This is a genomic window from Helicobacter sp. MIT 01-3238, from assembly GCF_003364135.1.
Classification (GTDB): Bacteria; Campylobacterota; Campylobacteria; order Campylobacterales; family Helicobacteraceae; genus Helicobacter_B.
Window position 1 is genome coordinate 60035 of the sequence record NZ_NXLN01000010.1, and the last position, 12343, is coordinate 72377.

General features: G+C 41.9%; 12 protein-coding genes. All 12 read left to right on the forward strand.

Annotation, left to right across the window (positions count from 1 at the left end; translation table 11 throughout):
* Positions 1-49: 49 nt before the first annotated feature.
* The 12 genes from tkt (at position 50) to trpA (ending at position 12084) form a co-directional block, all read left to right on the forward strand.
* A complete protein-coding gene (gene tkt / locus CQA40_RS04920; protein WP_115519808.1) occupies positions 50-2077 on the forward strand; it encodes a transketolase in 2028 nt (675 codons plus the stop codon).
* Between the two features lie 14 nt (positions 2078-2091).
* Positions 2092-2724 (forward strand): 2-amino-4-hydroxy-6-hydroxymethyldihydropteridine diphosphokinase, encoded by a 633-nt coding sequence (gene folK / locus CQA40_RS04925; RefSeq protein ID WP_115519809.1) that lies wholly within the window; start codon positions 2092-2094, stop codon positions 2722-2724.
* A gap of 471 nt (positions 2725-3195) precedes the next feature.
* Positions 3196-4518, forward strand: coding sequence for a flagellar biosynthesis protein FlhF (flhF, locus tag CQA40_RS04930; RefSeq protein ID WP_408941411.1), 1323 nt, complete (start codon positions 3196-3198; stop codon positions 4516-4518).
* Positions 4515-5369 carry a P-loop NTPase gene (locus tag CQA40_RS04935; protein ID WP_023927794.1) on the forward strand — a complete coding sequence of 285 codons (855 nt, stop codon included), beginning with the start codon at positions 4515-4517 and terminating at the stop codon, positions 5367-5369. The genes flhF and CQA40_RS04935 overlap by 4 nt, the downstream gene beginning before the upstream one ends.
* A gap of 190 nt (positions 5370-5559) precedes the next feature.
* Positions 5560-5952: a hypothetical protein gene (locus tag CQA40_RS04940; protein ID WP_115519810.1), complete on the forward strand. Its 393-nt coding sequence runs from the start codon at positions 5560-5562 to the stop codon at positions 5950-5952.
* 8 nt (positions 5953-5960) lie between these two features.
* A complete protein-coding gene (locus CQA40_RS04945) occupies positions 5961-6668 on the forward strand; it encodes an RNA polymerase sigma factor FliA (RefSeq protein WP_115519811.1) in 708 nt (235 codons plus the stop codon).
* Positions 6661-7731, forward strand: a complete 1071-nt coding sequence (gene fliM / locus CQA40_RS04950; RefSeq protein WP_023927797.1) for a flagellar motor switch protein FliM — start codon at positions 6661-6663, stop codon at positions 7729-7731. The genes CQA40_RS04945 and fliM overlap by 8 nt, the downstream gene beginning before the upstream one ends.
* A 128-nt stretch (positions 7732-7859) precedes the next feature.
* Positions 7860-8690, forward strand: coding sequence for a flagellar motor switch protein FliY (gene fliY / locus CQA40_RS04955; RefSeq protein ID WP_115519812.1), 831 nt, complete (start codon positions 7860-7862; stop codon positions 8688-8690).
* Positions 8691-8714: 24 nt separating this feature from the next.
* A complete protein-coding gene (locus tag CQA40_RS04960; RefSeq protein ID WP_115519813.1) occupies positions 8715-9158 on the forward strand; it encodes a rhodanese-like domain-containing protein in 444 nt (147 codons plus the stop codon).
* A 33-nt stretch (positions 9159-9191) separates the two neighbouring features.
* Positions 9192-10010, forward strand: coding sequence for a pyrroline-5-carboxylate reductase (locus CQA40_RS04965; protein WP_115519814.1), 819 nt, complete (start codon positions 9192-9194; stop codon positions 10008-10010).
* 84 nt (positions 10011-10094) lie between these two features.
* Entirely contained in the window at positions 10095-11285 is a 1191-nt protein-coding gene (trpB, locus tag CQA40_RS04970) for a tryptophan synthase subunit beta (protein WP_115519815.1), read from the forward strand.
* On the forward strand, positions 11278-12084 hold the full coding sequence (gene trpA, locus CQA40_RS04975; RefSeq protein WP_115519816.1) for a tryptophan synthase subunit alpha: 807 nt from the start codon (positions 11278-11280) through the stop codon (positions 12082-12084). The genes trpB and trpA overlap by 8 nt, the downstream gene beginning before the upstream one ends.
* The last annotated feature ends 259 nt before the right edge of the window (positions 12085-12343 follow it).

The window sequence follows — 12343 nt, forward strand, 5'->3', positions numbered from 1 at the left end:
TTGCGTGATTTTTAGCGCAAAAAAAAATATAAATTTAAGGTAGTGCCAAATGCAAAAATCCCAAAACACACCCGATACACTCCCACAAAATCTAACCAAACTGTCCAAGCAAAACGAACCCCTACTAAAGCAAATGGCAAAAGAGCTACGCTTTTTGTGCGCTGATATTGTCGAGGGGGCAAATAGCGGACACCCCGGCACTCCTATGGGACTAGCTGAAGTCGCCACCACGCTTAGCTATCACATCGCGCTAAATCCCAAAAATCCCAAATGGCTAAACCGAGATAGGCTTGTCTTTAGCGGTGGACACGCTAGTGCACTACTATACTCGCTACTGCATTTGTGGGGGTTTGATATTAGCCTAGATGATTTACGCAGTTTTCGTAAACTAGGCTCAAAAACTCCCGGACACCCCGAATATCCCCTAACTCAAGGCGTAGAAATTACCACAGGACCGCTAGGGCAAGGCATAGCAAACGCGGTAGGATTTGCCCTAAGTGCAAAATACGCTAACTATCTCTTTGACAAAAACTCCTCGCAAGACAAAACACAAAAAGACGAAATCCTAAATCACAAAGTCTATTGCATTTGTGGCGATGGGGATTTGCAAGAGGGAATCAGCTATGAAGCAGCCTCTCTAGCAGGACATCATAAGCTAAATAACCTAATCATCATCTATGATAGCAACAATATTACTATTGAGGGCGAAGTAGGAGTGGCTTTTAGCGAAAATGTCAAAGCACGATTTGAAGCGCAAGGCTTTAGCGTGTATGAGTGCGATGGGCACGACTTTTTTAGCATAGACTGCGCTTTGGCACAAGCTAGGGCAAATACCACTTCCCCTACTCTCATCATCGCCCACACCACTATCGGCAAAGGAGCTAGCACGCTAGAGGGTAGCCACAAAACTCACGGCGCACCGCTGGGGGCAGAGATTTTGGCTAAAGCCAAAAAAGAAGCGGGGCTAGATTGCACCAAATCGTTTTATATAAGCGATGAAGTGCGATTTGGCTTTGCTACTACTCAAGAAGTCGGTGCAAGTTTGCAAGCACAATGGGAACAAGGCTTAAGCAAAAATGACAAAGAGATTTTAGAAGCATTACTCCACCCTGATTTTAGCGCGATAAAATATCCTAGATTTGAAGTGGGTGCGAGTGTAGCTACGCGCTCAAGCAATGGCAAAATCTTAAATGCGATTAGCAAAGAGGTTTTGGGGTTTTTGGGCGGTAGCGCAGACTTAGCACCGAGCAATAACACCGCGCTAGAAAACGAGGGGGATTTCCCAAATGGCAAAATAGCGCACTTTGGGATACGAGAGCACTCTATGGGTGCGATATGCAATGGTATAGCAAACTATGGGCTGTTTTTGCCATTTTGTGCGACATTTTTTGTATTTAGCGACTATATGGCTGCGAGTGTGCGTGTGGCGAGCATTATGCGCTCTAAGGTTTTTTATATCTGGACACACGATTCTATCGGTGTGGGCGAAGATGGAGCTACTCATCAGCCTATTGAGCAGCTAAGCCATTTCCGCGCTATGCCAAATCTGCTTGTTTTTCGCCCCGCAGATGCAAACGAAAATATCGCTTGCTGGCAAGTAGCTCTGCATTCTAGCACGCCTTGTGCTTTTGTGCTATCTAGGCAAAATCTACCCGTGCTAGAATCTAGTAGCGTAGAGTGTATCGCAAAAGGTGCGTATATCATCAAAGATAACGAACAAAAATCTAAAAATACGACACCTCAAATAACTCTACTTGCAAGCGGTAGCGAGGTGCATACCTGCCTAAGCGCAGCACAAATCCTAGAATCTAGCGGGATTCCCACTCGTGTGGTTAGTATGCCCTGCTTTGATTTGGCATTGCAAAATAGGGAATATGTAGATTCCTTGCTTGGTGGCAAAGTGCTAGCTGTGGAAGCTCTAAGAGGGCTAGAGCTATATGCTTTTGCTGATAGTGTGCTAGGAATGGATAGTTTTGGACACTCTGGCAAGGGCGATGAGCTGTTTAAGCATTTTGGATTTAGTGCCCAAGGCATCGCAAATCGTGCCAAAGAAATGCTAGAATCCAAAAATAAATAAAAAGCGTAGCAAAGATGACAAAAGCAAATAAAGATAAAAACACGATGAATGAACTTCATCAAATCATCTGCACAAAAGGATTCCCGAGCACCTGCACTCAAAAAAGTCCCACTTCAAAAAACCCTGCTTCAAAAAGCCACACTTCAAAAACATTAGCTTCAAAGGCTTCAAAATCCGTAGTTTTGGGCATAGGAGCAAATATCGGCACGCAAGATAAAATCTTGGCTAGATTTTGGCATTTGCTTTGCTTTTTTGCTTCACATTCTAGGATTTTTGGCTTTTCTACAATTCCAATTTATCGCAATCCTCCCTTTGGCTACGCTAATCAAGCGCATTTTTATAATGCCCTCATAATTCTTAGCACTTCACTTAGCCTTTTGCAAATCTACGCGCTTGTGTTTTATGCCGAGCGAAAATTTGGGCGAGTGCGCAAAAGGGAGTTCAAAAACGCACCAAGAACGATTGATATTGATATTATTTTTTATAGCGATTGTATCTTTAGGGCGAAATATCTCACGCTTCCGCACCCTAGCTATCACAACCGCGCAAGTGTGCTTATACCTATGCTTTGCTCGCTATATCAGCAGGGGCAAAATGCAAAAATACGCTTGCAAAATCACAAAATCCAAAGACTTAAAGCAAAATAAGGGGCAAAAATGAAAACTTTTACTTTTAGTGGCGAAACTCCTGCAGAAGCACTAAAAAAGGCTAGAGACGCACTAGGCGATGATGCGATGATAATCCAAACCAAAGAAGTTCGCAAAAAATCGCTAAACCAAGCAGGACTATACGAACTCGTGGTGGGGGTAAGTGATGAAGTGGCTTTAAGCAGTGGTGTGGATTCTCCCCAAAATGTGCAAACCCAAGATACAGAAAACATAGAATCCCTGCCCAAAAACAGCATAAAGCGCAGGCTTAGCGAGATACAAGAGAGGGAGTTTGCCGAGAAAAAACGACAAAAAAATCTAAGCAAAATGCTAGATGATGATGTAACCATACAGCTTTCAGACGCAGTGCGAGAAATCCGCGAAGTAATGGGCACACCAAGCCCTGTAAATACAGCTAACAAAAGGCGTGGTAAAAAAAGCGAAAAACTCATCTTGCCACAAACCTCACAAATCGAGCTACGCGAGGAAGAGGAGGAAGAGCAAGACACGCAAACATACAGCCAATTAGAAGAACAAAATCTAGCAAATGTGGAAAGCACAGATGATGAGTATGGATTTGATTTTAGTGAATACTATGAAGCAAATGACTTTGGTAAGGCAAATGCCTACGCGCAAGCAAGGGCGTATAACACCCTAGAATCTATCCAAAATATCAGCCAAAATCTAAACAATGGAAAACAGCTCGCGCCAAAAAAGATAAGCCCCAAAGTCATATCCAAAGACAACAAAGAAGCCCTAAAAAGCGCGCTAAAAAAAATCAAAAATGCCCGCACACAAGGCGAGCAACAAGCTGGGCAAGCCCTGCTAGATACCATAGAATCAAAGCAGGCAAACTCTCAAGCAAGCCTAGAATCTGGTGCATTTAAGGACATTTATAGCGAGCTAAAATCCCTAAATGACAAAATCAAGCTTATCCAAAACACACTTTGGGAGGAGAAGCGTCCAAGTATGGGTATAGAAGTGCCAAAAGAGTTTGCCGAAATCTATCGCATAGCCAAAGCAAGCGGTATGAATAAAGACCATATCGAAGAGATTATGCGCTTAAGTTTAGAATTTATGCCACTCAAAATGCGCTCACAAAGTGCGACTATCAAGCGATATTTCCGCGAAGTGATGAGAAAAATGATATATTGCCGCAAAGAAAGTGGTGTAGGCAAAAAAATAATGATGTTTGTAGGACCCACAGGAGTTGGCAAAACCACCACTATCGCAAAGCTAGCAGCTAGATTTTCGCAGATTTTGCCACAAAAAAAGAAAGTTGGCATCATCACACTAGATGACTACCGCATAGGTGCTATGGAGCAGCTTGCTTGGTATGCTCGCAAAATGCGGCTAAGTATCGACTCTGTAAGCGAGCCAAGCGATTTTTTGAATAAAATCGAAGCGATAAGGTATTGTGATTATATACTTATCGACACTGCTGGGCATTCTCAATACGATAAGCAAAAGATAAACGCGCTTAAAAAGTTTGTCAAAAATGACGAATATAAGATAGATGTAACGCTCGTGCTATCAGCTAGCACCAAGTATGAGGACTTAAAAGACGCTTACTCCTCGTTTGGTGAGCTAGAGATAGATACGCTTATCTTTAGCAAACTTGATGAAGCACGCGGGCTTGGCAATATATTTTCCCTCGTCTATGAGACAAAAAAGCCCATAAGCTACCTATGCGTAGGGCAAGAAGTGCCAAGCGATGTGATTGTAGCAGACAATAATTATCTCGCCGATTGTTTGATGGGCGGGTTTTTTTACCCTGATAAGGAAACAAAATGAATCAAGCACACAACTTAGAATCTATGATGAAATCCCCTAGAAAAACTACGGCGAAATTTATTGCCGTTACTTCGGGCAAGGGAGGTGTGGGGAAGTCAAACATCTCGGCAAATCTTGCGTATTGCCTACACAAAATGGGCTATCGCGTGGGGGTGTTTGACGCGGATATTGGGCTAGCGAACTTGGACTTAATCTTTGGCGTAAAGACAGAAAAAAATATTTTGCACGCACTAAAAGGCGAAGTGGATTTTAGAGAAGTCATCTATGAAATCGAAAATGGACTTTATCTCATACCGGGGGATAGCGGGGAGGAGATTTTGCGATATTCTTCGACAAATATGATTGAGGATTTTGCGGGGGATACGGATATCTGGAATCTATTTGATTATGTCGTGGTAGATACAGGTGCGGGGATAAGCAATATGACACAAGCGTTTTTGCGCGCAAGTGATTATATCATCGTAATCACAACTCCAGAGCCCTCATCAAAAACCGATGCCTACGCTATGCTAAAGGTAAATTCTAAATTCACAAATGAATGTATGATGCTTGTAAATATGGCAAACACACAAACGCAGATTACCCAAGTGTTTGACACGATTTACAAAGTCGCCCAAAAAAATATCCCGGGTTTGCGCTTGCAGCTTTTGGGTGGATTTACCGTAAATAACGCCCTTAAGCAAGCGATTTTGCGTAGGAAAATAATGTGCAAAGTTGAGCCAAATAATATTTTTTCTACCGCTATGCAGACAATCGCAAAAAGGCTTGTCGATAAAATGGAACATAATATGCTTGAAAAACCAACAGAAACCGTTGGGAGTTTCTTTAAGCGGATTTTGGGCTATTTGTAGGATTTTCTTAAGTGTTCTTAAGAGGGTTTCAAAGAGTGCGCTTCAAGTGCTTCTATAACCCCAGAGATAAGATTCTAAGCAAGAGTTTTTAGAGTAGTTTTTGTGCTAGTGCTTGTTTCTAGCATTATATTGCGATAAAATCTTTTCCAAACAAGTGAGAAAATCCAATAAATACCACTAAAGGGTAAAAATGCGTCTCTCAAACTTTATCAATCTCTCTGTTGTCGCGGGATTTTTCATCGGGCTAACGATAGGGTTGGTAAAATTTGATGAGCCCGAACTTATTTTGTTTCTCCTTATTATCGTTACGATATGTATGTATCTCATCTCTCTCACCATGGCAGCAGTTTATACTTATATCCAAGACCCCAAACCTAGCTCTATGCTTACAAATAAAGACTACATTGAGCAACAGCTTGATTATTTTGACGGCGAGTTTGACCACACGGAGAAAGAAGCTAGAGCGATTGCGCGATTTATCTCTAGCTTTGAGCTAAGTGAGGAGCAAGAGACTATCGCACAAACAGCACAAAACACCCCAGCCAATAATGCCACAAACGCCCTTGAGCTAAATCCTGCTTAAAAGCACAAATAAGGATTCCCGTGATACCACAAGCCTACAAAAATGCCAGCCAAAATAGCCAAGATGAGCTAGCCGTAGCCTACTTGCCCGCTGTCAAAGCTATGGCATATCGCATAAAGGAGCGGCTACCTGCACATCTCGAAGTAAGCGAGCTTATCTCTATCGGCACAGAGGAGCTACTAAAGCTAGCAAGGCGATATGATGAAAATCTAAATGATTCTTTTTGGGGCTATGCAAAATCTCGCGTGTATGGAGCTATGCTTGACTATCTGCGTGCGCTTGATGTCGTCTCACGCTCTTCGCGCAAACTCATCAAAGCTATTGACGCAGAAGTCAGCAAATATTTCAATGAGCACGAGGAAGAGCCAAGTGATGAATACCTTGCAAAAGTGCTAAATGAAAGCATAGACAAAATCAAAGAAGCAAAAATCGCTTCTGATATTTATGTGCTTGTGCCAATCGATGAGCAATACAACATTATGGAGCCCACAAATATCATTGACAAACTTGAAAAAGAAGAGCTCGTAGCCAAAATCCAATCCGTGCTAAAAACCTTTCCACAGCGAGAACAGCTAATAATCCAGCTTTATTTTTTAGAGGAGCTAAGCCTAAGTGAAATCAAAGATATTTTGCACATAACAGAATCTAGGATTTCACAAATCGCAAAAGAAGTGATAAAAAAGATTCGATTTTCATTAGGAGAACAAAATGGCTGATATACTAAGTCAAGAAGAGATAGACGCTCTCCTAGAAGCAGTCGATGATGGCAAAGATGATGATACGCTTAGTCGTAGCGACATACTTCCACAGCGACAAGTAACGCTATATGACTTCAAGCGACCAAACCGCGTAAGCAAAGAGCAGCTTCGCGCCTTTCGCTCTATCCACGACAAAATGGCGCGTGCGCTCTCTAGCCAGATTTCAGCGGTTATGCGCTCTATCGTGGAGATTCAGCTCCATAGCGTAGACCAGATGACTTATGGCGAGTTTTTGATGAGCTTGCCAAGCCCTACGAGTTTCAATGTTTTCTCGATGAAGCCACTTGATGGCACGGGCGTGCTAGAGATAAATCCTAGCATTGTGTTTCCTATGATTGATAGACTTTTGGGTGGCAAAGGCGACCCTTATGACAACTCACGCGAGTTTAGCGACATTGAGATAAATCTGCTTGATACGATTTTGCGACAAGTGATGCAGACACTAAAAGAAGCGTGGAGCTCCATAACAGATATGTATCCAAGCATTGATGCAAAAGAATCAAGCCCAAATGTCGTGCAGATTGTCGCGCAAAACGAAATCGTAATAATGGTGGTAATGGAGCTTATCATAGGGCATTCTAGCGGTATGATAAACTTTTGTTATCCTGTCATCTCACTAGAATCGATTTTGCCTAGACTTGGTAGCCGAGATGTAAATCTAGGCGAGACAAACTCCAAAAAATCACGCAACAAAGAGCTACAAGCCCTAATCGGTGGTGCAGATGTGGGCGTAGAAGCATTTATCGGTGGGACAAATCTCACGCTAAAAGAAGTGCTAGACTTGCAAGTAGGCGATGTGATACGACTAAACGAACCTGCAAGCGATGATGTCATCGTAAGCATAGATGGGCGTGAAAAATATCGCGCAAATATTGGCTTGCAAAGATTCCGCAAATCTATAAAAATCCAAGAAGAAATCCTAACCGAAAAAGACAAAGTCAAAGAGCTTCTTGAAATGCTTGAAACACAGCGCAAAAACAAAATCGAAGATGCCGAAAATGAGGAAGAAGAAGAGGATTAAAAAAAGGAAAACCAAAATGAATCCAAAAAAGATTTTGATAAAATCAAAAAGCCATAATCGCACACATAATCACAAACATAGCACCCAAAAAGTCAAAATCAAAAAAAGCCAAAAAGGAGGAAGCATAAATGGATAGCCCATTTTTTAAGCTACTCATACAAGAGACTATTTCTACCATTGAGGGCTTGACAGGCAATGCACCAAGCGTAGAATTCAAAAGAAGTGGCAGTGTAAATGATATTGTAAGCACATTTCCTTGTGCTTTTACTACGATAAATGTCAGTGGCGATGTGAGTGCAAAAGCAGGGATTATAACGCCTATCGAGCTTGTAACAGCACTAAGTGATTTGATGCTAGGTGGCGAGGGGAGCAGCCAAAGTGAAGCTACAAACGATGATTTGGACGCCACAAAGGAAATAAATTCTAATGTCTTTGGCGCAATAGCTACTTCGCTAAAATCTCAAGGCGATTTGCCAAATCTAGATTTTGAAATAGTAGGAATTGAGGTGATAGATGACGCTTCAAAGCTAGCAGATTTTAGCAATGCTTATGAGCTATCTTTCTCGCTAAATAGGGCAAATTCTAGCTATGTGGGACTTATCTCAAAAGAGCTAGTGCCTTACTTTGAGGGAGGGAGTGCTAGCCCTGCAGCTAGCACAGGAGGGGCTCACCCTGCCCTAAGCCCAGAAGAAATCCGCAATATTGGTATGCTACTTGATGTAAACCTAACCGTAAAAGTCCGCATAGGGCAAAAGAAAATGCTACTAAAAGATGTCATCTCTATGGATATAGGCAGTGTCGTAGAGCTAAATCAGCTTGCAAACGACCCGCTAGAAGTGCTTATTGACAACAAAGTCATAGCCAAAGGCGAAGTAGTCATAGTCGATGGAAACTTCGGCATACAAATCACAGATATTGGCACAAAGCGCGAACGACTAGAACAGCTAAGGGGCGTGTGATAAGCAGCACAAAGGCAAACATATATGAGAAAAACACCAGCGCATTTTTCGCTAGCTATGGCTGTTTTTAGCGATGATTTGAGTGGAGATTTATCAAGCGATTTAGCCAAAATCCAAAAATTTTATGAGGATTCTAGCCCAAATCCTAATCAAAATTTTAACAAAGATAGCTCGCTAGACTCCACCACACAAGCCCAAATCATAGACATTCGCCAAGAGAAAGACTACAAGCAAAAACACATAAAAGGTGCAAAAAATATCAGTGATTTTGAAAGCCTATCGCGCGAGATTTTATCTAATCCAAATACAAAATTTTTACTTCACTGCTACTCGGGCTACACTGTGGCGATGATAGGAAGCGAGCTTGTAGAAATGGGTGCAAAAAATGTATTTTTCTTTGATGAGAGTTTTGAGGATTTGTATGCCGCACTAGAGCAAAATCCTAAAAATGAAGTAAAATCCAAATAAAAAAATCCCACAAAAAAAAATGAGGAAAAAATAATGCCAAAAACTCCCCAAACTATCATTATCATAGGCTATGGAAATATGGCTAGTGCTATTGCAAGCGCACTAGATAAGCAAGGCAAATACACGCTTGAAATCTGTGGCAGGGATTTTAAAAAAGCACAAGATTTTGTGAGAAAAAACGCGCTTAAAAATGCTAAAGCGATAGATTTAGCACTATCAAAAGATTCCCAAAAAAACTCTGCCACCCAAACAATCAACTTGCAAGATAAAATCGCCCTGCTTTGCGTAAAGCCCTATGGACTTTCTAGCTTTAGCTATGAGGGTGTCGCAAGGGGCGCATATAGCACGCTTGCAGGGGTAAATATCGCTACATTGAGCTCTTTTATCAAGTCGCAATACTTTGTCAAACTTATGCCAAATGTGGGGGCGAAATATTGCCACTCCGCCACAGCAGTGTTTTTATCTAGCGATAATTGCGACTTCAAGCAAGAAGCAAAAGAAATAATCCAAAGTTTTGGCAATGCGGTGTTTGTAAATAGCGAAATCCTAATTGATAGCGCGATTGCTACAAGTGGCTCTTCGCCCGCTTTTATCGCGCTTGTAGCACAAAGCCTCATAGACGCAGGCGTGCAAGAGGGGCTATCTCGCTGCGATTCTCTAGCACTTGTGCGAGAGACTTTTAAGGGGTTTGCTTTTCTTTTAGATAGTGCGCTACCCCAAGAGATTATCGAGTCGGTTACCACGCCAGCAGGCACGACAGCGCAAGGACTAGCAGTGCTAGAATCAAAAGCTGTGCGTGGAGCATTTCTAAAAGCCTGCAAAGCAAGTGTAAAAAAAGCTCGCAAAAAATAAAACCACAAAAAAGCTACACAAAAATAAATGCGTAAAACAACCAAAATCCACAACAATATCCCTACAAAACAAAGGAGTGCCGCAATGAAAGCCATAAATGGATACTTTGGCGAATATGGAGGGCGATTTATCCCAGAAACACTTATGAATGCGGTATTGGAGCTAGAATCTGCCTATGAAACATACAAAAATGACAAGGAGTTTAGCACTACACTAGATAGATTGCTAAAAGAATATGTAGGACGCCCATCATTGCTGTATTTTGCACAAGCTATGAGCAACGACTTGGGTGGAGCAAAAATCTACCTAAAAAGAGAGGACTTAAATCACACAGGCTCACACAAAATCAACAATGTGCTAGGACAGATTTTGCTTGCGCAAAAAATGGGCAAATCTCGCATAATCGCCGAAACAGGAGCTGGACAGCACGGAGTAGCCACCGCCACAGGTGCTGCGCTAATGAAAATGGAGTGCGAAATATTTATGGGCAAAGAAGACGCCAAAAGACAAGCACTAAATGTCTATCGTATGCGACTTTTAGGTACGAAAGTAAATGTCGTTACAAGCGGGACTTCCACGCTAAAAGACGCAGTAAGCGAAACGATGAGGGAGTGGACCTCACGCATAGATGACACACACTATGTGCTAGGTTCTGTTATGGGACCGCACCCTTTTCCAACGATTGTGCGGGATTTTCAGAGCGTGATTTCGCGTGAGATAAAATCTCAAATACTCCAAAAAGAGGGTAGATTGCCCGATATTGTGCTAGCTTGTGTGGGTGGTGGTAGCAATGCTATTGGTGCGTTTTATCACTTTTTGGAGGACTTAGATGTCAATCTTATCGGCATAGAAGCCGCAGGTAAAGGCATAGACACTATAGAAACCGCTGCAACTATCAGCACGGGAAAAGTAGGCATTTTTCACGGAATGAAGTCGTATTTCTGCCAAGATGATTTTGGGCAAATCGCACCTGTGTATAGCATAAGCGCAGGACTTGACTACCCGGGCATAGGACCAGAGCACGCCTACTTACACGATAGTGGGAGAGTGGATTTTGTGCCTATCAGCGATGATGAAGCGGTAGAAGCCTTTGAATACCTCTCAAAAATGGAGGGGATAATCCCCGCCATAGAAAGCGCACACGCCCTAGCACACGCCCTAAAAATAGCTCCCAAAATGTCAAAAGACAAAATAATCGTAGTAAACCTATCAGGCAGAGGGGACAAAGACTGCGCCGCACTAGCAAGATATAGAGGAGAGAAAATCTATGACTAAGGGAAATAAGCTAGATTCCAAATACGCGCTTTGCGGGGCGTTTGACAAAAAAGGTAAAAAAGCCTTTATACCATTTATCACTTGCGGGTATCCTAGCCTAGATTTAAGCGAGCAAATCATCTACGCGCTAGAGCAAAACGGAGCAGATATTATCGAAATAGGGATTGCTTTTTCTGACCCTGTGGCAGAGGGGGAAACTATCCAAAAAGCAAGTGCACAAGCATTGCAAAACGGCGTGCATTGTGAAGAAGTATTTGCTCTAGTCAAAAAAGTGCGAGATAAAACAAGAACGCGACTTGTCTTTATGACTTATGCAAATATCGTGTGTGCTTATGGCGTAGATAGATTTATCACGCAAATGGCGTCTTTGGGCGTGGGTGGGCTGATTTTGGCTGATGTGCCCTATGAGGAAAAGGGCGTTTTTGCAAAGGCGTGTCAAAAGTATGGAGTGGATTTTATATCACTCATCGCACCCAGCTCCAAAAGCCGAGTAGATATGATAGCCAAAGAAGCAAGCGGGTTTATTTATTGTGTGAGTTCGCTAGGCGTTACGGGTATGCGAAGCGAGTTTGACAAAGGGCTAGAATCTATGGTTGGCGAGATACGAAAATCCTCTAGCGTGCCTGTGGCTGTGGGGTTTGGAATCTCAAATGCCACCCAAGCAAAAGAAGTAGCCAAATATGCAGATGGCGTAATCATCGGTAGCGCGATAATGAAAATCTGTGAGCAACACAAAGAACAATGCGTAAGCTATATCGCCACATTTGCACGCGAAGTGCGAGAAGCACTAGATAGTTAGGATTTTTAGATTTTGTAAAATCTAGCTTGTTTTGACTTTTTTAACTTCCTCTTTTTGAATTTTTTTGATTCTAAAAATTTTCCACCAAAAATTACCAAAAACCTACCAAAATCACAGAATTATAAAAAGTATAATCATTGCATATTTTTTATGATATTGCATATTTTTAATTATTTTTACACATTTTTGTATAAAATAGTAACATATTTGTATTTTTTACAAAGGTTAAAATATATTTTACTTGACAAATTATTTTTTA

Coding starts and splice junctions, on each gene's coding strand:
- tkt (WP_115519808.1), top strand. CDS start 50: ATGCAAAAATCCCAAAACACACCCGATACACTCCCACAAAATCTAACC.
- trpA (WP_115519816.1), top strand. CDS start 11,278: ATGACTAAGGGAAATAAGCTAGATTCCAAATACGCGCTTTGCGGGGCG.
- CQA40_RS04935 (WP_023927794.1), top strand. CDS start 4,515: ATGAATCAAGCACACAACTTAGAATCTATGATGAAATCCCCTAGAAAA.
- fliY (WP_115519812.1), top strand. CDS start 7,860: ATGGATAGCCCATTTTTTAAGCTACTCATACAAGAGACTATTTCTACC.
- CQA40_RS04965 (WP_115519814.1), top strand. CDS start 9,192: ATGCCAAAAACTCCCCAAACTATCATTATCATAGGCTATGGAAATATG.
- fliM (WP_023927797.1), top strand. CDS start 6,661: ATGGCTGATATACTAAGTCAAGAAGAGATAGACGCTCTCCTAGAAGCA.
- folK (WP_115519809.1), top strand. CDS start 2,092: ATGACAAAAGCAAATAAAGATAAAAACACGATGAATGAACTTCATCAA.
- CQA40_RS04960 (WP_115519813.1), top strand. CDS start 8,715: ATGAGAAAAACACCAGCGCATTTTTCGCTAGCTATGGCTGTTTTTAGC.
- CQA40_RS04940 (WP_115519810.1), top strand. CDS start 5,560: ATGCGTCTCTCAAACTTTATCAATCTCTCTGTTGTCGCGGGATTTTTC.
- trpB (WP_115519815.1), top strand. CDS start 10,095: ATGAAAGCCATAAATGGATACTTTGGCGAATATGGAGGGCGATTTATC.